General features: G+C 68.3%; 24 protein-coding genes. 8 read left to right on the top strand and 16 right to left on the bottom strand.

Annotated elements, in window-relative coordinates; translation table 11 throughout:
- Positions 1–8: 8 nt before the first annotated feature.
- The 15 genes from NA4_RS07300 to NA4_RS07230 all read right to left on the bottom strand — a co-directional run bounded on the left by NA4_RS07300 (position 9) and on the right by NA4_RS07230 (position 12,025).
- Positions 9–620, bottom strand: coding sequence for a hypothetical protein (locus tag NA4_RS07300; RefSeq protein WP_067466021.1), 612 nt, complete (start codon positions 618–620; stop codon positions 9–11).
- A gap of 116 nt (positions 621–736) precedes the next feature.
- Positions 737–928 carry a hypothetical protein gene (locus NA4_RS07295; protein ID WP_067465934.1) on the bottom strand — a complete coding sequence of 64 codons (192 nt, stop codon included), beginning with the start codon at positions 926–928 and terminating at the stop codon, positions 737–739.
- A gap of 35 nt (positions 929–963) precedes the next feature.
- Positions 964–1,290, bottom strand: a complete 327-nt coding sequence (locus tag NA4_RS41290) for a DUF3467 domain-containing protein (protein WP_067465931.1) — start codon at positions 1,288–1,290, stop codon at positions 964–966.
- Between the two features lie 94 nt (positions 1,291–1,384).
- Positions 1,385–1,906, bottom strand: a complete 522-nt coding sequence (locus tag NA4_RS41285) for a hypothetical protein (RefSeq protein ID WP_067465928.1) — start codon at positions 1,904–1,906, stop codon at positions 1,385–1,387.
- Between the two features lie 277 nt (positions 1,907–2,183).
- Complete coding sequence (locus NA4_RS07280; protein ID WP_067465925.1) at positions 2,184–2,609, bottom strand: DUF4189 domain-containing protein; 426 nt, start codon at positions 2,607–2,609, stop codon at positions 2,184–2,186.
- A gap of 326 nt (positions 2,610–2,935) precedes the next feature.
- Positions 2,936–3,352, bottom strand: coding sequence for a DUF4189 domain-containing protein (locus NA4_RS07275; RefSeq protein ID WP_245671157.1), 417 nt, complete (start codon positions 3,350–3,352; stop codon positions 2,936–2,938).
- A 304-nt stretch (positions 3,353–3,656) separates the two neighbouring features.
- Positions 3,657–4,043, bottom strand: coding sequence for a metal-sulfur cluster assembly factor (locus tag NA4_RS07270; RefSeq protein ID WP_067465922.1), 387 nt, complete (start codon positions 4,041–4,043; stop codon positions 3,657–3,659).
- A complete protein-coding gene (sufU, locus tag NA4_RS07265) occupies positions 4,036–4,533 on the bottom strand; it encodes a Fe-S cluster assembly sulfur transfer protein SufU (protein ID WP_067465919.1) in 498 nt (165 codons plus the stop codon). Before sufU ends, NA4_RS07270 begins: the two co-directional genes overlap by 8 nt.
- A 3-nt stretch (positions 4,534–4,536) precedes the next feature.
- Positions 4,537–5,790: a cysteine desulfurase gene (locus NA4_RS07260; protein WP_067465916.1), complete on the bottom strand. Its 1,254-nt coding sequence runs from the start codon at positions 5,788–5,790 to the stop codon at positions 4,537–4,539.
- Between the two features lies 1 nt (position 5,791).
- Entirely contained in the window at positions 5,792–6,568 is a 777-nt protein-coding gene (sufC, locus tag NA4_RS07255; RefSeq protein WP_067465913.1) for a Fe-S cluster assembly ATPase SufC, read from the bottom strand.
- Positions 6,569–6,605: 37 nt separating this feature from the next.
- Complete coding sequence (gene sufD, locus NA4_RS07250; RefSeq protein WP_067465910.1) at positions 6,606–7,784, bottom strand: Fe-S cluster assembly protein SufD; 1,179 nt, start codon at positions 7,782–7,784, stop codon at positions 6,606–6,608.
- The gene (sufB, locus tag NA4_RS07245; protein WP_067465906.1) at positions 7,784–9,220 is read right to left on the bottom strand and encodes a Fe-S cluster assembly protein SufB; all 1,437 of its coding nucleotides are present in this window, start codon (positions 9,218–9,220) and stop codon (positions 7,784–7,786) included. Before sufB ends, sufD begins: the two co-directional genes overlap by 1 nt.
- Positions 9,217–10,017, bottom strand: a complete 801-nt coding sequence (locus NA4_RS07240; RefSeq protein ID WP_373862765.1) for a helix-turn-helix transcriptional regulator — start codon at positions 10,015–10,017, stop codon at positions 9,217–9,219. Before NA4_RS07240 ends, sufB begins: the two co-directional genes overlap by 4 nt.
- Positions 10,018–10,303: 286 nt before the next feature.
- Entirely contained in the window at positions 10,304–11,323 is a 1,020-nt protein-coding gene (locus NA4_RS07235) for a zinc-dependent alcohol dehydrogenase (protein WP_067465900.1), read from the bottom strand.
- A gap of 39 nt (positions 11,324–11,362) precedes the next feature.
- Complete coding sequence (locus NA4_RS07230) at positions 11,363–12,025, bottom strand: TetR/AcrR family transcriptional regulator (protein WP_067466015.1); 663 nt, start codon at positions 12,023–12,025, stop codon at positions 11,363–11,365.
- Positions 12,026–12,119: 94 nt separating this feature from the next.
- On the opposite strand from NA4_RS07230, the gene mptB reads away from it, so the two are divergent.
- The 8 genes from mptB to NA4_RS07190 all read left to right on the top strand — a co-directional run bounded on the left by mptB (position 12,120) and on the right by NA4_RS07190 (position 19,794).
- Positions 12,120–13,802, top strand: a complete 1,683-nt coding sequence (mptB, locus tag NA4_RS07225; RefSeq protein WP_067465897.1) for a polyprenol phosphomannose-dependent alpha 1,6 mannosyltransferase MptB — start codon at positions 12,120–12,122, stop codon at positions 13,800–13,802.
- Positions 13,803–13,952: 150 nt separating this feature from the next.
- Complete coding sequence (locus NA4_RS07220) at positions 13,953–14,885, top strand: ABC transporter ATP-binding protein (RefSeq protein ID WP_067465895.1); 933 nt, start codon at positions 13,953–13,955, stop codon at positions 14,883–14,885.
- Positions 14,882–15,673 carry an ABC transporter permease gene (locus tag NA4_RS07215; RefSeq protein WP_067465892.1) on the top strand — a complete coding sequence of 264 codons (792 nt, stop codon included), beginning with the start codon at positions 14,882–14,884 and terminating at the stop codon, positions 15,671–15,673. The genes NA4_RS07220 and NA4_RS07215 overlap by 4 nt, the downstream gene beginning before the upstream one ends.
- Before the next feature lie 68 nt (positions 15,674–15,741).
- Complete coding sequence (locus NA4_RS07210; RefSeq protein ID WP_067466012.1) at positions 15,742–16,710, top strand: COX15/CtaA family protein; 969 nt, start codon at positions 15,742–15,744, stop codon at positions 16,708–16,710.
- Between the two features lie 28 nt (positions 16,711–16,738).
- Complete coding sequence (gene pip / locus NA4_RS07205; protein WP_067465888.1) at positions 16,739–17,722, top strand: prolyl aminopeptidase; 984 nt, start codon at positions 16,739–16,741, stop codon at positions 17,720–17,722.
- 194 nt (positions 17,723–17,916) lie between these two features.
- A complete protein-coding gene (locus NA4_RS07200; protein WP_067465885.1) occupies positions 17,917–18,795 on the top strand; it encodes a universal stress protein in 879 nt (292 codons plus the stop codon).
- Between the two features lie 25 nt (positions 18,796–18,820).
- The gene (locus NA4_RS07195) at positions 18,821–19,057 is read left to right on the top strand and encodes a hypothetical protein (RefSeq protein ID WP_067465882.1); all 237 of its coding nucleotides are present in this window, start codon (positions 18,821–18,823) and stop codon (positions 19,055–19,057) included.
- Positions 19,058–19,209: 152 nt separating this feature from the next.
- Positions 19,210–19,794, top strand: a complete 585-nt coding sequence (locus NA4_RS07190; RefSeq protein WP_084496877.1) for an HAD family hydrolase — start codon at positions 19,210–19,212, stop codon at positions 19,792–19,794.
- A 65-nt stretch (positions 19,795–19,859) separates the two neighbouring features.
- On the opposite strand, the gene NA4_RS07185 is transcribed toward NA4_RS07190, so the two are convergent.
- The gene (locus tag NA4_RS07185; protein WP_245671156.1) at positions 19,860–20,399 is read right to left on the bottom strand and encodes a DNA-directed RNA polymerase subunit beta; all 540 of its coding nucleotides are present in this window, start codon (positions 20,397–20,399) and stop codon (positions 19,860–19,862) included.
- Positions 20,400–20,798 lie beyond the last annotated feature (399 nt).

Below are 20,798 nucleotides of genomic sequence, written 5' to 3'. Positions count from 1 at the left end.
AGGCCGGGTCAGCCCTTGGCCGCGCGTTCCCGGCCTTCCTCGAAGAATTGCAGCAGCGCCGCCACGGTGTTCACCTTGTCGCGTGGACGCAGCGCGCCGAACGGCGCGTTCCAGAATTCGCCGCTGCGCGGGGTCCACGGTCCGACGTAGGCGTACGGTCCCGGATGCGCGTCGTCGCCCGGCGACACGCCGTAGTTCACCTCGTCCAGCGTGCTCGCCAGATCGAAATGCTCCGGCCACAGCACCGGCGTCAGATCGGGTGCCAGGCAGCGCAACGCTCTGTCCCCCACCGCGAACCACTCCTCGATCAGCCCCGCCGCCGACGGGTCCAGCTCGATCGCGGCGTCGAGATCGACACCGGTGGTGTCCGAATAGGAACCCTCCGGCGCTCCCGGTTCGAAGCCGGCCACACGCGCCACCTCGCGGTAGGTCCCCTCCAGCCGGGTCCGCCCCTCCGGCCACACCAACTCGGCGCCGACGACCGAGATCGGCCACCGCACACCCCCGAATCCCCCGTGCACCGCACGCATCCGGATAGTGCCGAACTCCCGGTATTGCGGCCCCGCTATGAGCAACTCCGCCACCGCGTGCAGTGCCTGTCTCGACCGCAGATACGTCATCTCGTCCACTCCGGCATCATGTCCACTTCCGCCCCCGGACCGCACGGGTTTCGCCGGATGCCCGCGCCTGGCCGGGAGCGTGCGAGCCGGGGGCTGCGTCGATCGCCCGTCCCGGCTCACCCGACGCTGCCCGCGGCCCTCCCGGACACGATGGACTGGGATGCGGGCGCCGGTCGCGGAGCGACGGTGACGGGCTGGTAGCGGCGCCCGGTGATCAGTTGGGGCCGATACCGCACTGCCGGGTCCGGCATGACCGAGCGGTCGAGCGCACAGGCAACCAGGATGACCGGGCCGGACCAGGTGACCATCGTGGGTTTCTCCTGACGCGTAATCGGCTCGACGGTTAGTCGCCGAGGTGGGTGATGTGACCGAACTGGCGCTCGTAGTTGCTCATCGCGTCGTTGAGCGTCTGCATCAACCGGAAGATCAACGCGGGCGGGAACTTCACCCGGGATACGACCTGCACGGGCTGCCGCATCACCGGCCCGTCGCCCTTGACCGAACCGGGTTCGGCGGGGAGATAGACCAGGAAGTCCACGGTGAAATCAGTTCGGTTGTACCAGCAGGTGAATCCATTCGCATATGCCCCGGCGCTCAGCGCCTCGGGCACCACCACCTCGACATCGACCTCCGGCTCCTCCGCCGGGGGAGGCGGGGTTTGATCACTCATCGCCACCCACCTCTCCGGGACCGGCGAACCGGACGCACCGGGTTTCCGGCGCGCCGGTCCGTCGGCGCCGTATTCACTCGCTATCCGGCCGCGGTCAGCGACCCTGCAACTGCCGGGCCTGCTGGCGGATCTGATGCAGCTGCATCTCCCACTGGTTGGACCGATCCTGAGCCCGGCTGGCCTGGTCCTCGGCCTGCTGCGCCAGCTGGGTGGCCTGATCGGCCTGATCCTGCGCGGAGACCGCGCGCTGCTGGGACTGATTGGCCTCCCCTTGGGCCTGCTGGGCATGGTTCTGGGCCCGGTCGGCCTCGCTTTGGGCCTGCTGTGCTTGATTCCCCGCCAGAATGGCCTGCTGCTTGGCCTGCTGGGCTTGCTGGTTGGCCTGGCTGGCGTCCTGCTGGGCGATCTGCGCTTGATGCTGCACCTGACGAGCCTGCGCCTGCGCCTGCCGCGCCAACCCGCTGGCCTGCATCGCGGACTGCCGGGCGCTCTGCGCCTCCTGCCGCGCCTCGTCCAACCGCATCCGCAGCAACTCCACCTCCCCCCGGATGTCCGCCATCTCCTCACGCCGGCCCTCTGACGTCCTGCCTTCGGTGGCCATGTCCTGTGCTGCCATTACCGAGCTCCCTTCGAGGAAAGTAGTGGATTGCGACTGGGACGAACTCGCGTGACCGGACTCATTCTCACACCCACCCCCATCGTCATTAGCAACTTTGCAGCAACCATTAGGAAACGCTGCCGTAACGCTAGTCTGTGGCTCCGACGGCGGCAAAGATCGACCTGAGCGACTGCCTGGCGAACAGTCAGGCGAGCTACCTGTGCCGCGCCGCGATCCGAGCGCGCCGTCCCGGCGTGGTCGAAGCGGCGCACGGCTGGCCGCAAGGTCTGAGCTATCAGGCGGTCATTGTGCACACCGTGAGGCGCACGGTGGCGGGGCGCGGCACGGCGCTGCCGAGATCGGGGAAGGGCGGTGCGCTGGGACCGAGGAACTCGATGGCCCGGCGTTCGGCATCGGCCCGGGTGATCGCCCACGCCCAACCGTGGCGACCATCGGCGCCGCGGACCACCGACCCGCAGGCGTTCCAGAACTGCACCACCGTCCGGCAGTCGGTTACACCGCACTGGGATCGGGCGGCGGTCTCGGCTGCGTCGGCGGTCGAGAAGTTGACCGCCGACCCGATCGCGCCGGTGCTCGAAAGCGCAATCGCGCCGTGGTAAACCCCGGCGGCGCGGGCCTGACCCGCAGGACTGCCAACGATGGCGCAGGTAGCGGCGGACACCACCGCCAGACCCAGGGCAGCCTTGTGCGGCACCGACATACGATCCTCCCCTTCTGGCGACAGATTCAGGGCTCAGATCATCGTCCCGCTCACTTGCCGTGTCCAACGCCAGGACTTCCCACGCTGTGCGGTAGGGACCACACGTCGTCCATTCGGTTGTAGGGGGCTACCGATCAGGAAACGGTACTCGCCGCCGATCGCAGCCTCCCCCGCCGAATTGGCCAGCTACCGCGCGATTTTCGATCGCCTCACCGTGCGGCCGAGCGCGCGGTGGCTCCCCGGCTCACACGAGAAAGCGAGCCCAGGTCGATTGACGCGAACGGGCCCGGACCCCTTGGGGAGATCGGCCCAATCTCACCGTCGGATCAGCGGGCGTTGCTCGTGCAGACGACCTCGACGATCTTCGCGCCGCTCAGGCTGGCGGAGCCGACGTTGGCGAGCTGCGCCGTCGGGGTGATCTGCGCGAGCCGCTGGTAAGCGGCGCGCTCGGCCTCGGCCCGGTTCGGACCCGACGCCGCGGCCACACCATCGTTGCTCTCGGCCAGCGCACCGCAGCCGTTCGCCCAGGTGGTCATCACCTCGCAGTCGGCGGCACCGCAGTTGGCGAGCGCCGCGGCCCTTGCCTCGTCGACGCCCGCCTCATCGATGCTCACCCCGTACGTCCAAGAGCCACCGCTCATCGCGATCGCCGCGTACAAGCCCGCCGCGTTCGCCGATCCCGCGCCGAACACCGACCCCACCGCAAGGCTGCTTGCCGCGACGGCAAAGCCGACCTTACCCATCAATCTCATCGAACAGTCTTTCTCTCGGATGCGCCCCGGAATCGGAACCACCGCAATCATTCCCGCTGTCCTCGAATCCGTCCAATGGCGGGACGGCACGCCGATGCCGCCGCATGACGACCCCGGAAGCCTGCCGCAGCGCAACGACACGGACCCAGATCATTGCGATCCGGACCCGATGCCGAATAGCGCTGCGCGAAGGCGGAGGTCAGCCGGAGCGAAGGCAGGAGCTACGCACAGGCGGCGCTGCCGGACGCAGTCCGTCCATAGCCCGCGCATGGCCGGAGCGAAGGTGGCGGTACGCCTAAACCGTGAAGCCGAGCGCGCGCAGCTGCTCGCGTCCGTCCTCGGTGATCTTGTCCGGGCCCCACGGCGGCACCCAGACCCAGTTGATCTTCAGGTCCTCCACCAGTCCGCTGCGCACCAGCGCGTTGCGCGACTGATCCTCGATCACGTCGGTGAGCGGGCAGGCCGCGGAGGTCAGCGTCATGTCGAGGACGGCGACGTTGTCCTGTTCGACGCGCAGTCCGTAGACCAGGCCGAGGTCGACGACGTTGATGCCGAGTTCCGGGTCGACGACGTCGCGCATCGCCTCCTCGATGTCCTCGAGGTGCTTGATCTCCTCGGCCGAGAGCTCGACCTGCTCGGCCGAGAGTTCGGCCGATTCGGTCGCCGGTGTCGTCTCAGTCATGACGTTCCCCATTCTTCGGCAGGGCGCTGCCCATTGCGCGCTTGGTCTCTTCCGCGGAGGTTATCCGGACCACGGCGTCCTTGAACGCCATCCAGCCCAGTAGTGCGCATTTGACCCGCGCCGGATACTTCGACACGCCTGCCAGCGCGATGCCGTCGCCGATCATGTCCTCGTCGCCCTCGATGGTGCCGCGGCTGGAGATCATCTCGCTGTAGGAGTCGACCACCTTCAGCGCCTGCTGCACCGGGAGCCCGATGACCTGGTCGGTGAGGATCGAGGTGGCGGCCTGGCTGATCGAGCAGCCCTGCCCGTCGTAGGAGACGTCGGCGACGTCGCCGTTGTCGTCCAGCTGAACGCGCAGGGTCACCTCGTCGCCGCAGGTCGGGTTGACGTGGTGCACCTCGGCGCCGTACGGCTCGCGCAGCCCGCGGTGGTGCGGGTGCTTGTAGTGGTCCAGGATCACTTCCTGGTACATCTGCTCCATGCGCATGTGTTATGCAACCCCGAAAAAGCTCTGGGCCTTCCGCACCGCGGCGACCAGCGCGTCCACCTCGGCGAGAGTGTTGTAGACCGCGAACGAGGCGCGGGCCGTGGCGGCGATGCCGAAGCGCCGGTGCAGCGGCCACGCACAGTGGTGGCCGACTCGGATCGCGACGCCCTCGTCGTCCAGGATCTGCCCGACATCGTGCGCGTGGATGCCCTCGACCAGGAACGCCACCGCGCCACCGCGATCGATGTTCTCGGTCGGGCCAACGATGCGCACACCGTCGATCCCGGCCAGCCCTTCCAGCGCCGCGCCGACCAGCGTGTGCTCATGGGCCGCAACGGCTTCCATGCCGATCTCTTCCAGATACCGCACCGCCGCGCCCAATCCGACCACCTGCGAGGTCATCGGCACACCCGCCTCGAACCGCTGCGGCGGCGGAGCGTAGGTGCTGTGGTCCATGAACACCGTCTCGATCATGGACCCGCCGGTGATGAACGGCGGCGTCTCCTCCAGCAGCGCGCGGCGGCCGTAGAGCACGCCGACGCCGGAAGGGCCGAGCATCTTGTGGCCGGAGAACGCGGCGAAATCGACGCCGAGCTCGTGGAAGTCCACCGGCATGTGCGGCACCGACTGGCAGGCGTCCAGCACCACCAGCGCGCCTACGTTCCTTGCGCGGCGCACCAATTCGGCGACCGGGGCGACAGCGCCGGTGACGTTGGACTGGTGGGTGAACGCGACCACCTTCGTGGCAGGCGACAGTTCCAGCGAGTCGAGGTCGATGCGGCCGTCGTCGGTGACGCCGTACCACTTCAGCGTCGCGCCGGTGCGGCGGGCCAGCTCCTGCCAGGGCACCAGATTCGCGTGGTGCTCCAGCTCGGTGATGACGATCTCGTCGCCCGGCCCGACGTGATACGGGAACCGGTTGTCGCCGAACGCGTTCGTCACCAGGTTCAGTGACTCGGTGGCGTTCTTGGTGAACACGATCTCGCCCGCGTCGACGCCGACGAACCGCGCGATATCGGCCCGCGCGCCCTCGTAGGCGTCGGTCGCCTCCTCGGCAAGCTGATGCGCACCGCGGTGCACCGCCGAGTTGCTGGTGATCAGGAAGTCGCGTTCGGCCTCCAGCACCCCGATCGGCCGCTGCGCGGTCGCGCCGGAGTCCAGGTACACCAACGGTTTCCCGTCCCGGACCGTGCGGCTCAGGATCGGGAAGTCGGCCCGGATGCGGGCGACGTCGAGGGTGCGGACCGTAGCGGTCATATCAGGCTCCAGCAGTAGCGGTCTGAGTGAAGCGAACGTAGCCGTTGGCGTCGAGTTCCTCGGCGAGTTCGGGACCGCCCTCGGCGACGATGCGGCCGCCGACGAAGACGTGCACGAACTGCGGCTGGATGTAGCGCAGGATGCGGGTGTAGTGCGTGATCAGCAGGATGCCGCCGTGCTCACGTTCCTTGTACTGGTTGACGCCCTCGGAGACGATGCGCAGCGCGTCCACGTCGAGGCCGGAGTCGGTCTCGTCCAGGATCGCGATCTTCGGCTTGAGCAGACCGAGCTGCAGGATCTCGTGGCGCTTCTTCTCACCACCGGAGAAGCCCTCGTTCACGCTGCGGTCGGCGAAGGCGGCGTCGATCTCCAGCTCGCTCATCGACTCCTTCACCTCCTTGACCCAGTGCCGCAGCTTGGGCGCCTCACCGCGGACGGCGGTGGCGGCGGTGCGCAGGAAGTTCGACATCGAGACACCGGGAACCTCGACCGGGTACTGCATGGCCAGGAACAGGCCCGCACGCGCGCGCTCGTCGACCGACATCTCCAGCACGTCCTCGCCGTCGAGGGTGATCGAGCCGGAGGTCACCGTGTACTTCGGGTGACCGGCGATCGCGTAGGACAGCGTCGACTTGCCGGAGCCGTTCGGGCCCATGATCGCGTGCGTCTCACCGGATTTCACGGTGAGGTTCACGCCCTTGAGGATCTTGATGGGCTCGCCGGTCTCGTCGGGGTTGGCGACCTCGACGTGCAGGTCCTTGATTTCCAGGGTGGTCATCGAATTCGAATTCCTTAGTTGTAGAAGGTCTGGTTCGTCATGCGCCGATAGCGGCGAGTTCGGCCTCGATGGCCGACTCCAGCCGCTCCCGGACCTCGGGTACCGCGATCTTCTGGATGATCTCGTGGAAGAACCCACGCACCACCAGACGGCGGGCGGCGTCCTCCGGGATGCCGCGGGCGCGTAGGTAGAACAGCTGCTCGTCGTCGAACCGGCCGGTGGCGGACGCGTGGCCGGCGCCGACGATCTCGCCGGTCTCGATCTCCAGGTTCGGCACCGAATCGGCGCGCGCGCCGTCGGTGAGCACCAGGTTGCGGTTCACCTCGAAGGTGTCGGTGCCCTCGGCCGCGGCGCGGATGAGCACGTCGCCCACCCACACGGTGCGGGCATCGCCCTTGGGCGACTGCGGATCGCCTTGCAGCGCACCCTTGTACAGCACGTTCGACTTGCAGTTCGGCACCGCGTGGTCGACGAGCAGGCGCTGTTCGAAGTGCTGGCCGGCGTCGGCGAAGTAGAGACCGAGCAGTTCGGCGTCGCCGCCGGGGCCCGCGTAGCGGACGTTGCCGGTCAGGCGCACCAAGTCGCCGCCGAGGGTGACCGAGGTGTGCCGCAGGGTGGCGTCGCGGCCGAGTTCGGCGTGGTGCGCGGTGACGTGGACGGCGTCGTCGGCCCAGTCCTGCACCGCGACGACGGTCAGTTTGGCGGAGTCGCCGAGCACGAATTCCACGTTCTCGGCGTAGGTTCCGCTGCCGCGCTGATCGATGACCACGGTGGCCTTCGCGAAGCGGTCCAGGCGGATCTGCAGGTGCCCGTAGGCGGTCTTGCCCTCGCCGGGGCCGGTGATCGTGACGGTCACCGGCTCGGCGACCTCGATCTCTTTGCCGACCGACACGACCGTCGCCTGCTCGAAGCCCGAGTAGGCTTGCGCGGCAACACGATCCGACGGGACGCCGCCCTCGCCCAGCCGGGCGTCGGCGCGATCGACCGTCTCCACCGTGACGCCGTCGACGGCTGCGACCTCGACGGTCGCGCGGCCGTCGCCGGCCGCGGTGCCGTCCTGCAGTCCGCGCAGGCGGCGCAGCGGCGTGAACCGCCACGCCTCGTCCTTGGCGGAGGGCACCTCGAAGGCGTTCACGTCGAACGAGGTGAAGACCTCGCCCTTGTTGATCGCGGGGGTACGAGCCTCAGCGGCTTCGGCAACGTTCTCCACGGCCATCAGCCGACGGCTCCTTCCATCTGCAGTTCGATCAGGCGGTTGAGTTCGAGCGCGTACTCCATGGGCAGTTCCTTGGCGATCGGCTCGACGAAGCCGCGCACCACCATGGCCATCGCCTCGTCCTCGGTGAGGCCGCGGCTCATCAGGTAGAACAGCTGGTCCTCGGAGACCTTGGAGACAGTCGCCTCGTGACCCATGGTCACGTCGTCCTCGCGGATGTCGACGTAGGGGTAGGTGTCGGAGCGGCTGATCGTGTCGACCAGTAGCGCGTCGCACTTCACCGTGGACTTCGAACCGTGCGCGCCCTTGTTCACCTGCACCAGGCCGCGGTAAGAAGCCCGGCCGCCGCCGCGCGCCACCGACTTCGACACGATGGTCGAGGAGGTGTGCGGGGCCAGGTGCAGCATCTTCGCGCCGGTGTCCTGGTGCTGGCCTTCACCGGCGAAGGCCACCGAGAGCACCTCGCCCTTGGCGTACTCGCCGGTCATCCAGACCGCGGGGTACTTCATGGTGACCTTGGAGCCGATGTTGCCGTCGATCCACTCCATGGTCGCGCCCGCCTCCGCCTTGGCCCGCTTGGTGACCAGGTTGTAGACGTTGTTCGACCAGTTCTGGATGGTGGTGTAGCGGCAGCGCCCGCCCTTCTTCACGATGATCTCCACCACCGCGGAGTGCAGCGAGTCCGACTTGTAGATCGGCGCCGTGCAGCCCTCGACGTAGTGCACGTAGGCGCCCTCGTCGACGATGATCAGCGTGCGCTCGAACTGGCCCATGTTCTCGGTATTGATCCGGAAGTAGGCCTGCAGCGGGATGTCGACGTGCACGCCAGGGGGCACGTAGATGAACGAGCCACCCGACCACACCGAGGTGTTCAGCGCCGAGAACTTGTTGTCGCCTGCGGGGATCACCGAGCCGAAGTACTGCTGGAAGATCTCCGGGTGCTCCTTGAGACCGGTGTCGGTGTCCAGGAAGATCACGCCCTGGGCCTCCAGGTCCTCGCGGATCTGGTGGTAGACGACCTCGGACTCGTATTGCGCGGCGACACCGGCGACCAGCCGCTGCTTCTCCGCCTCCGGGATGCCCAGCTTGTCGTAGGTGTTCTTGATGTCCTCGGGCAGCTCGTCCCAGGACGCGGCCTGCTTCTCGGTCGAGCGCACGAAGTACTTGATGTTGTCGAAGTCGATGCCCTCGAGATTGGAGCCCCAAACCGGCATCGGCTTGCGATCGAAGATGCGCAGCGCCTTGAGCCGCTGGTCGAGCATCCACTGCGGCTCGTTCTTCTTCGCCGAGATGTCGCGGACAACCGCCTCGGACAGACCTCGTTGCGCGCTGGCGCCGGCCACATCCGAATCGGCCCAGCCGTAACCGTATTTGCCCAGCGAGGCGATGGCCTCTTCCTGAGTGAGCGGTTGCACCTGGTCGGTGGTCGTCGTCATTCGGCACTCCTTCCGGAGTCGTTCGTTCGTACCGCTGCGGGCTGTGCAGCGGTTTGTGCTGACGTTGTGGTGTGGGCTACCGGTGGCACCACCAGCGGCACGTGCGTGGTGCACGCGCAGTCGCCGTTGGCGATCGTCGCCAGCCGCTGCACGTGCGTGCCGAGCAACTCGCGGAACGCCTCGAGTTCAGCCGCGCACAGCTGCGGGAACTCCTCGGCGACGTGCGAGACCGGGCAGTGGTGCTGGCAGATCTGCACGCCCGCACCCACCTTGCGGGTGGTGGCGGCGAAACCGGCGTCGGTGAACGCTTCGGCGATCTCCTCGGCCTTGGCCTCGGTCTGCTCCGGGGTGTGCTCCTCGACCGGTTCGATCCCGGCCACGATAGTGCGTGCCCGCTGGCGGGCGAACTCGGTGATGGCCTGTTCGCCGCCGATCTTGCCGAGCTGCCGCATGGCCGCTCCAGCCAGATCGTCGTAGGCGTGGCCCAATTTGCCTCGGCCCGCCGCGGTGAGCTGGTATTGCTTGGCCGGGCGGCCGCGGCCCTTCTGCTGCCACGGCGCCGACCGGCTGGCTCGTGCCTGACCGGACTCGATCAGGGCTTCCAGGTGCCTGCGCACCCCCGCCGGGGCCAGGCCCAGCCGGTTCCCGATGGCGGTCGCGGTGATCGGCCCTTCCTCCAGCAGCAACTGGACGATGGCCGCACGGGTATGTCCCTCGCCGCCGACCGTCGCGGGAGCAGCGACCGACCCGGCACCGGCCCGGCGACCGGTTCCTGTGTCGTCTGTCCGCAAACCCACGGTTTTCACAACATCAGTGTGGCGGAATTCGTTCCCGAAATCTAATAAGGGTCCCCTGAGTTCGCCACCCGACTGACCTGCGCGAATTCTGCTGCGCCGAGCGTCCGTACAGGAGGGCTGCCGACCCGCCACCTGCGCCCGCTTTCCGCCCGCTGACCTGCGGATAGGTAGTGCTGAACGAAATCCGTCGGCGAACGCCGACCGGTCATCGCCGAGGGCGAGCGCGACCGGACCGGTATCCGGCGCGGTGATGCGCGAATGGAGTGCGATTGGTCACAAGCGGCGTTCACCGCACGGCGACCAGCTTCATCGGCGTCTCCAAAAGCGCGTCCACGGCTTCGTCCCACGCGACCGTGGCGGTCGTGACGAGCGCCGGATCGAAGCGGCCCGCGGATACCAGATCGAGGACCGCCGGAATGACCGGACGGACGTGCGCGCGGCCGGTGTGGAAGGTGCAGCAGCGGGTGTACATGCCGAGGATCGGCAGGGCGACGTCCTGCAATTGGACGCTGACGCTGGTGCACCAGCCGTCGTAGGCGGTCGCGTCGATCGCCGCGCGCAGCGCCATAGCTCCGCCCGCCGCCTCCACGATGACCGGGAACCGGCCGACACGAGCATCTCGCGGCCCCTCGATCGCCTCCGCGCCGAGCGAGTTCGCGATCGCCAACCGCTCCGCGGAGTCATCGAGATAGACGACGCGAGCGGAGCCGAGCGCGACCGCGAGCCCGGCGGCATACAGTCCGATGGAGGGGGCGGCGGGGCCGCCGATCACGAGGACTTCAGCGCCCGGATCGGCGGCGAGTTGGGGTCCGACGGAGCGATAGGCATCGGGGATGTTGTCGCTGGCGCTGGCCACGGCGACCGGATCGACGCCGGACGGCAGCGGCACGAGCATGGCGTCGGCGTGGGGCACCAGGGCCAGGTCGGCCCACAACCCGCCCCAGTCCAGCCCGCCCATGGCGCCCAGCCCGAAAGTGGACAGCGGTGGATGGCTGCCGCAGTTCCCGGTCCGGCCCCGCGTGCACGACCGGCAACTGCCGCAGGAGATCTGGAAGGGCACGACGGCACGATCGCCCACGGCGACGCTGCGGACCTCCGGCCCGACCGCGACCACCTCGGCGACGCCCTCGTGCCCGAACGGGTACGGCCCGGCCAGCGGGAACGCTCCGCGCAGGACAGCAGGATCGATGTCGCAGGTGGCCAGCGCGACCGGCCGCACCAATGCCTGGCCAGGGCCGCTCAGTTCGGGTTCCGGGTGTTCTTCCCAACGCAGTTCGCCAGGACCGGTGAGCATCAGACGCTTCATCGTTCTAGTGTCGCTAGAACGTTCTTTCTAATCAAGGCTTTACGCCGAATCGCCCTGCTCGAACGGCATTTCCGAAGTGCTTCCGGCGGCCGACGGATGCGCCCCGGACGCATCGCCCGGCGCGGACCCGGCGCTGCTCGCGGCAAACGTCCACCGGATCAGCCGCTCCATGGAATCCGCCACGGTCCGCAACGGCGCGTCGGATTGCCTGATCCGGGCCAGAATCGTGGCGCCCTCGTAGGCGGCGACCACGGTCGTGGCCAACGCCGCGGCATCTTCCTCGCGCAGGCCCAGCTCGGTGAGCAGCCCGGCGAAAGCGTGCTCCATGGTGTCGAAGGCGGATACGCAGGCCGAGCGCACCGCGTCGACGTCGCTGCCGCCGTCCAGCGCGGGCGTGCCGATCGGGCACCCGTCGGTCCAGTCCGAGTCCGCCAGCTTGGCGACCATGAATTCGAACAGCGTCGCCATGGTGGCGAACACGTCACTCGGAGCCTGCCGGATCATCCGGCCGGTCAACACCCCCGTCCCGGTGATCGCGGCGACCGCGATCTCCTCCTTGCCGCCGGGGAAGTGGTGGTAGATCGAGCCGTACGGCAGTTCGGCCGCTTCGCTCAGCGCCTTCAGCCCGAACCCGTGATACCCGTGCCGCGCCAGCAGCCCGCACGCGGCGACCTCGATACGCCGCCTGGACTCCGAAACCATGCGTCGATTGTCCCCCGCGAACGGGAGAGGTCCGATCGGAACGAGCGGTGCCCGTTCGCCGTGCGCGACCGCCACGCGAACTAGGCTTCGTCTCGTGGCGGTACTGGAGGGCGCGCGGCGCAGGACACTGGCGTTCGGGCGCCGGGCACTCGGACTCGATGTGCCCACGCCCGATCACACCATCGCGGTGCTGCATCGGGACGAATCGGAAGTCCCCGGTCTCGATCGCAAAGAGCTGGCGCAGCTGGACCGGATCCGCCTGATGGGCGCGACGGGCACGGTGCTGATGGCGATCAGCGCGCTCGGCATCGGCGCGCAGCCGGTGCACCAGAACCCGACCTCCGGCGTCCGCGTGCTCGGCATCTTCGCCCGCGCGCACACCGGCTCGCTGGCCATGTGCATGACCGGCACCGTCGTGGTGGTGCTGGCCTGGCTGCTGCTGGGGCGGTTCGCGGTGGGCGGCATCGGCGGCTCCCCCATCCACCGGCTGACCCGCTCGCAGCTGGACCGCACGCTGTTGCTGTGGATCATCCCGCTCAGCGTGGCGCCGCCGCTTTTCAGCAACGACGTGTACTCCTACCTGGCGCAGAGCGAGATCGCCGCGCGCGGCATCGATCCCTATGAGGAGGGGCCGGTCGCTGGTTTGGGGATCGACAACGTCCTCACCAACAACGTTCCGACAATCTGGCGTGATACTCCCGCGCCTTACGGGCCGCTGTTCCTCTGGATCGGTCGCGGAATCGCCGAACTCACCGGCGACAACATCATCGCGGGCGTCTGGGTGCACCGGCTGCTGGCGCTGGGTGGAGTCGCGCTGATCGTCTGGGCGCTGCCGCGGCTGTCGGTGCGCTGCGGCGTCGCGCCGGTGAGCGCGCTGTGGCTCGGCGCGGCCAATCCGCTGGTGCTGTTCCACCTGGTCGGCGGCGTGCACAATGACGCGCTCATGCTCGGGCTGATGCTGGCCGGACTCGAGCTCTGCCTGCGCGCGATCGAGGACACCCACCCGTTCGACGGCCGCGCCTACGCCTGGCTGACCAGCGGCGCGGTGATCATCACGCTCTCCTCGACGATCAAGTTCACCTCGATCATCGCGCTCGGTTTCGTCGGGATGGCGCTGGCCCGGCGCTGGGGCGCCACGCTGCGCACCGTCGCCATCGCGGCCGCCATGCTGGGCGCGATCGCCCTCGGCACAACGCTTTTCATCAGTTCGGTCAGTGGGCTCGGCTTCGGCTGGATCTACACCCTCAACACGGCCAGCGTGGTACGCAGCTGGATGTCGCTGCCGACCGTGCTCGGCATCATCACCGGATTCGGCGGCGTCCTGCTCGGACTCGGCGACCACACCACCGCGCTGCTGAGCATCACCCGGCCGATCGCGGCGGTGGTAGCGGGCTTCTTCACGGTGCGGATGCTGGTGGCCACCGGCACGGGGCGGCTGCACGCGGTCGGCGCGCTCGGCGTGGCGCTGGGCGCCATCGTGCTGCTGTTCCCGGTGGTGCAGCCGTGGTATTTGCTGTGGGCGATCGTGCCGATGGCCGCGTGGGCCACCCGGCCGGTGTTCCGCGTTCCGGCGGTGGCGTTCTCGGCGGTCGTGAGCGTGATCCTGATGCCGCGCGGCGCCAACCTCGAGGTGTTCCAGATCGTGGGCGCCGCCATCGCCACCCTGATCGTCGGGGTGCTGTTCATCGTGATCACGCGCAACGCGCTGCCCTGGCGTGGGCAGGCGGGGGTGTCGGCTCCGTCACAGGTGCCCACTGCTTACGGTGTGAGATCGTGACCGAGCGCAGCGAGGGAACCATCAACACAGCACCAACTGGCGCGACGCAGCCGAGCGCCGGCGAGGCGGAGTCGTGACCGTGCGCAGCGTGGGAACCGTCAACACAGCACCAGCGGGCGCGACCCAGCCGAGCGCCGGCGAGGCGGAGTCGTGACGGTAAGTTCCGGACCCGCCGTCAGTGTCGACGGTGTCGTCAAGCGTTTCGGCGAGACGACGGCGGTGGACGGCTTGACGTTCGACGTAGAACCGGCGCAGGTGCTCGCGCTGCTCGGTCCGAACGGGGCGGGCAAGACCACAACGGTGGAGATGTGCGAGGGGTTCGCCGCGCCGGACGCGGGTGTGGTGCGAGTGCTCGGCCTGGACCCGGTCGCCGATTCCGAACGGCTTCGTCCCCGTATCGGCGTCATGCTTCAAGGCGGCGGCGCGTATCCCGGTGCACGGGCGGGCGAAATGCTCGACTTGGTGGCCGCCTACTCCGCCGATCCGCTCGACCCCGACTGGCTGCTGCGCACGCTCGGTCTCCAGGACAACCGGCGTACGCCCTACCGCCGCCTCTCCGGCGGGCAGCAGCAGCGCCTCGCGCTGGCCTGCGCCCTGGTGGGCAAGCCGGAGATCGTCTTCCTGGACGAGCCGACCGCGGGTCTGGACGCCCAGGCCAGGCTGATGGTCTGGGAGCTGATCGACGCTCTGCGCCGGGATGGCGTGACCGTGGTGCTGACCACACACATGATGGACGAGGCCGAGCAGCTCGCCGACCAGCTGGTGATCATCGATCACGGCCGCATCGTCGCCTCCGGCACTCCGGCCGAGGTCACGGCGCATGGCGCGGCCGGGCAGCTGCGGTTCTGCGCGCCGGCCAAACTGAACTTGGACCTGCTGAAGGGGGCGCTGCCGGAAGGCTTCGCGCCCAGGGAAACCGCGCCGGGCACGTATCTGGTGGAGGGCGAGATCACTCCGCAGGTGCTCGCGACCGTCACCGCGTGGTGTGCGCGAATGGACGTGCTGGCCACCGACATCCGGATCGATCAGCGCCGTCTCGAAGACGTCTTCCTGGAACTGACCGGACGGGATTTGCGCGGATGAGCACGCAGGATTCGACCGCCAACCGCTTCGCGCCCGGCACCTTCACCCCTTCCCCGCGCCCGAGTTCGCGCGCCGCGATGATGCTGGCGCAGACCCGGCTCGAGCTGATCCTGTTGCTGCGCAACGGCGAACAGCTGCTGCTCACCATGTTCATCCCGATCACGCTGCTGGTCGGTCTGAGCCTGCTGCCGTTCGGCGACCTGGGCGCGCACCGGGTGGACACCATCGTGCCCGCGGTGATGATGGTGGCCGTGATGTCGACCGCGTTCACCGGACAGGCCATCGCGGTCGGCTTCGACCGTCGCTACGGGGCGCTCAAGCGGCTCGGCGCGACGGCGTTGCCGCGCTGGGGCGTCATTGCGGGCAAGAGCGCGGCGGTGCTCATCGTCGTGGTGCTGCAAGCGGTCCTGCTCGGCCTGATCGGCGTCGCGCTGGGTTGGCGCCCCGAACCCGTCGGGCTGCTGCTGGGCGCCGCGGTGATCGCGCTCGGCACCGCCACCTTCGCGGCGATGGGCCTGCTGCTCGGCGGCACCCTCAAGGCCGAGGTGGTGCTCGCGCTGGCGAACATCCTGTGGTTCGTCATGCTCGGCATTTCCAGCATCGTGTTCGCCCGCGACGACCTGCCGACCGCGGTGAGCGTGCTGGCCCGGCTGGTGCCCTCGGGCGCGCTGGCGGTCGCTTTGGAGGACGCGATGCGCAACAGTCTCGACTGGTTCGGCTTGTCCGTGCTCGCGGCGTGGGGCGCGGTGTGCGGTGTCCTCGCGACCCGGCTGTTCCGCTTCCACTGAACCGACCAACGACCGAATGTAGTAGACCGGGTGCGGTGGCCGGATCGGGCCGGGCTACCATTTTCGACGTGCTGTATCGCGCGTTCCTGCGACTCGTCGACAAGCTGCCGCTGCCCTCGCTGCGGGTGCAGCGCCTGATCGCTCTCGCGGTGATCCTCACCCAGGCGGGTATCTCGGTTACCGGCGCTGTTGTGCGGGTCACCGCGTCGGGTCTCGGTTGCCCGACCTGGCCGCAGTGCTTCCCCGGCAGCTTCACACCGGTCGCGGTGTCGGAGGTTCCGGCGATCCACCAGGCCGTCGAGTTCTCCAATCGGCTGCTCACCTTCGTCGTCTCGCTGTGCGCCGGGCTCGTCGTGCTCGCGGTGACCAGGGCGCGGCGGCGCCGCGAAGTGCTGGTGTACGCGTGGCTGATGCCCGGCGGCACGGTCGTGCAGGCGATCATCGGCGGTATCACGGTGCGCACCGGACTGCTGTGGTGGACCGTCGCGACGCACCTGCTCGCGTCCATGGTGATGGTCTGGCTCGCGGTGGTGCTGTACGCGAAGATCGGCGAACCCGACGACGGCGTCGGCACCGTGCAGGCCCCCGCGCCGCTGCGCTGGCTCACCGCGCTCAGCGGCGTCGCGCTCGGCGCTGTCTTGATCGCGGGCACGCTGGTGACCGCGGCGGGTCCGCACGCCGGTGACAAGAGCATCGAGCGGCCTGTCGAGCGGCTGGAGGTCGAGATCGTCACGCTGGTGCACCTGCACTCGCAGCTGCTGGTCGGGTATCTGGCGCTGTTGGTCGGCCTGGCGTTCGGCTTGTTCGCCGTGGGCATCACGCCCGCGGTCCGCACTCGGCTGTTGGTGCTGCTCGGATTGGTCTGCTCGCAGGCGCTGGTCGGCGTCGTGCAGTACTTCACCGATGTGCCCGAGGCGCTGGTCGTCGTGCATGTGGGCGGGGCTGCGGCCTGCACTGCCGGTACCGCGGCGCTCTGGGCCTCGCTGCGCACCAGGGAGCGGGTCGGCGCACCGGCCCCCGCGACGCAGGCCGTCTGAGCCACGTCCGCGAGTACCGTGGTCATCCGTGTCCACGCCTGACCCGAAATCCGAAGCACCCCAGCCCTTTCCCGACCTCGACCCGTACGCCCACGGGCTGCTCGACGTCGGGGGCGGCCAGCGCATCTACTGGGAGACCAGCGGCAATCCGACGGGCAAACCGGCACTGGTCGTGCACGGCGGCCCTGGCGGCGGAGGATGGCGGGGCGCGCGGAAATCGTTCGACCCGCAGGTCTACCGGATCGTGCTGTTCGATCAGCGCGGGTGTGGGGAGAGTCTGCCGCATGCCTCCGACCCCACGGTCGACATGGCACACAACACCACCGACCACCTGATCGCCGACATGGAACGATTGCGCGAGCACCTCGGCATCGATCGATGGCTGCTGTACGGCGGTTCCTGGGGATCGACGCTGATCCTCGCCTACGCCCAGCGCCACCCGGATCGGGTCAGCGAGATCGTCCTCGTCGGGATCACGATGACCAGGCCGGAAGAGATCGACTGGCTCTATCGCGGCGTCGCGCGGCTGCTGCCCGAGCAGTGGGAGACCTTCCGCGCCGGTGTTCCCCTCCCCGAGCGCGACGGCAACCTCGTCGAGGCGTATCGCAAGCTGATGGAAAGCCCCGACGCGGCGGCGCGGGAGCTGGCGGCGGGGCGCTGGTGCGCCTGGGAGGATGCCGTCATCGCCCACGAAAACCTCGGCAGCCCAGGGCAATACAGCGCCAAGCCGGACGCGGCGCAACTGGCTTTCGTGCGGATCTGCACGCACTATTTCGCCAACGCCGCCTGGCTGGACGACGGGCAATTGCTGCGGGACGCGCACCGGCTTGCGGGCATCCCCGGCGTGCTGATCCACGGCAGGCTCGACCTCAGCGGTCCGCTGTACACGGCGTGGCAGCTGGCACGAGCGTGGCCCGACGCCGAACTACAGGTCATCGAGGATTCCGGGCACACCGGCAGCCCCTCGATGCGCACCGCCGTCCTGCGGGCCATCGACCGGTTCGCCCGTTGACCGTGCTGCGGCCCGGAACCGCGAGCCCGTCCGCTGCGGCTCCAGGCGAGATCTGGGCCCCGGCGGACGCCGGTCATCCGGTCCCGAGATGAGGTCTTTGGTCCCTAGCATCAAGGCCCGCTGACCCCGTTGCGCGCGGACGGTCGGCTGCGAATGTGAAGAGAGCCACGTCGCAGCTATCGACGGGAGAACCGATGAGCACACTCGCCGACCGTCAGTCGATCGTCGTCGGAATAGACGGCACCGCCACCGCGCTGGCGGCCGCCCGCTGGGCTGGTGCCATGGCGGATCGCCTGCGCTCCCCGCTTGTGCTGCTCGGTGTCGCTCCCACCCTCGACTACCCGCTGACCTCGTCGTCCGGGATCAACATGGTGCCCGAACTCCGGGCCGCGGCGAAGAACAAGCTCGACGAGGCCTTCGAGGCCGTGCGCGCCGATCACCCTCGGGTGGAAGTCCGCCAGGTCCTCGAAGACGGTATGCCCGCACGCAAGCTGATCGAGCACAGCGCCGTCGCACGCATGATCGTCGTCGCGGCGAACTTCAGTGACCGGCTCACCACATTGCTCCTCGGATCCACCACCCTGACGGTCGCGAACAAGGCGGCCTGCCCCGTCGCGGTATGGCGTGGCAGCACCGACCAGCCGCTGCCGGACGGGCGACCCGTGCTGGTCGGCGTCGACGGCAGCCCTGGCAGCACCGTCGCGGTCGGCGAGGCGTTCGAGCTGGCGGCGGCCCTCGATGTGGAGGTCATCGCGTTGCACGCCTGGAACGACCCAGACCTGCTGCAGTGGACCCCGGTGCCCGACGCCTGGGAGACTCTGGCCCAGCAAGAGGAGGAACTGCTGTCCGAGCGCATGGCCGGATGGAGCCAGAAGTACCCGGACGTCACCGTCACCAAAGTGGTCCAGAAGAACACACCCGCGCAGGCGCTGCTCGAATACGCCGAGAGCACGCAACTGGTGCTGACCGGCAGCCGCGGGCACAACCGCCTCACCGGACTCCTGGTCGGATCGACCAGCCAGAACCTCCTGCACCACGCCCCGAACCCGGTCGTCATCTGCCGTGAACGGTAGAACCGCACGTAGGAGCCTCGACCTCATGCCCGACAAGCCATCGTCCGACAACCGCGACACCGAGCTCGCTCCCCTCGCGCCTCTCGCACTGGTACTCGGCTTCGTGATGATCGTCGCCGCACTCATCGCTGTCGTCGAAGTCCCCAAATGGGCAGTCGATTACGGGATCATGGTGGTCGCCGCGGGCTTCCTCTACGTGGCCGTCGCAGCGTGGTTGGTGCACTGGGGCGTGGGACAGATGCGGAATCGCTCCAGCGACTGATCGGCGAGCGTTCACGGTTGGCGGAGCAATTGCTGGCTAGGTTGCGGCGGTTCACAGCAATCAGCTCGCCGGGTAGTGCCTGAGTTATCGGTCACTTGCCAGCTACAGCGTCTGAGCAACGTGCCGTTGATCGATCTGCCAGAATGCTCGGCATGAGTGCGGAGTACGCGGGACTCATCGTCTGGGACGTCGACGGCACGTTGATTCCTGCCGACCTGCGTTGGCTCCGAAGGGCTGTCGCTCGCACATATGCCATTCAAGAAGCCGATGTCACCTTCCCAGCGGCGCGTGTGCACGGCTACACCGACGAGTCCATAGTCGTCGACACGGCAATCACTTCTGGTATCTCCCCGGAGTTGGCAGAGCGCGGCATCGAACGTTTCCCCGAGCAGTTGGCGCAAGTGATGGCAGACGGCGAGCAGGAACTCGCGCGAGATCAGCCCCCGTACCCGGGCGCGGCCGAAGCAATTGATTCCCTCGCTGAGCACGGCTTCGTTCAAACCGTCCTGACCGGAAATCTGCGCAGCGCTGCCGAATTCAAGCTCCGGGTTGCGCGCCTGGAACCTTTTCAGAAAGGCGGGTGCTCACGGTTGCAGGTACAAGCGCTCGTTGGGCAGCCGGGGCAGTCCCGTCGGGTCGCCGGGCACCACGGTGACCGCATGGTGACAGTGGCGGGCGCGCCACTCCCGCACGAACAACTCCGCCGCGCTCGCGCAGGCCGCGAAATCCATACGTAGGTCATGGAATTGAATCGACAGGTGAACGTCGTCCTCGTCCGGGCGCGGGGACTCTCGCCGCACCGTCATCTCCCGCGCCGCACACAGACACGAACTGCGGCGACCACAACCGAACCGGACGGCCGGAAGGTGTCCCGGGGCGGCTCGATCCACAGACGAAACGACGCCGATCGGTCGGCGGGTGACGGCAGCGCGATCTGCGCACCGCCTCGGGCCACCGATACATCCAGCCGGAACAGTTCGGCGAACAAGCGGACTTCGTCGGGCAGATCCGGCCGCACCAAATAGGTCCAGCGCCGTGACCTCGGGTGCGAAACGATCGGCCCGAGCGCGGATCGCCGGGCCTGCGTCAGCGTCCTCACCTCCTGACCGAGGCGCGCGGGCAGGGTGATCGCACCGATCCTCCCCGCGCGCACGACGATCCGCCCGTCTTCCGGTTGCACAGCCGCCGGGAGCCCGCACTGCCGGTAGAAGCGGCACCGGCTGACGGGGGTATCGGCCAGTGGATCGGATATGTAGCTCACCGCGTGCTCTTCTGTGCCGCGCTCAATACTCGAGCCGAACCGGGGAGTTTCCGATGGGGAGTAGATGTCGTTCAGCCCCATGAGTCAGTCCTCCTCCAGCCTGTGGGACAGGACTGCACCCGCGGCGAGCTGTGGAAGACAAACAGGCGCACAATCTCTGTGGATTGCCCACAGCTGGCGCGCCGTTTGCCAATCCAGGTGATAGGGCTCCCACGTGCAGTCGTCCAGTGGCAGTTGTTCCACGTCGGAGTTTTTCGGAACTATTTTCATCAGGCGTCTCCCCCTGTTGAGTTGCCGGGTTCGCTACCAAGCATCAAGACGCGCTGGAAATGCAGTAAGCCGTACTGGCAGTCAGCTTGGCTAGCAAATTGAGTGACTAGTCGGGCTAGTCGATTTCGCATTGTCCTGCCGCGTGGTTCCGTCGACGGCTAACCTGAATGCCATCGGGGTTCGGCTGGTGCACCGACAGATGGAGTCACG

It is taken from the genome of Nocardia amamiensis NBRC 102102, assembly GCF_001612745.1.
Taxonomy (GTDB): domain Bacteria; phylum Actinomycetota; class Actinomycetes; order Mycobacteriales; family Mycobacteriaceae; genus Nocardia; species Nocardia amamiensis.
Note: the sequence above shows the minus strand (reverse complement) of the source record. Positions and strands in the feature narration are given on the sequence as shown.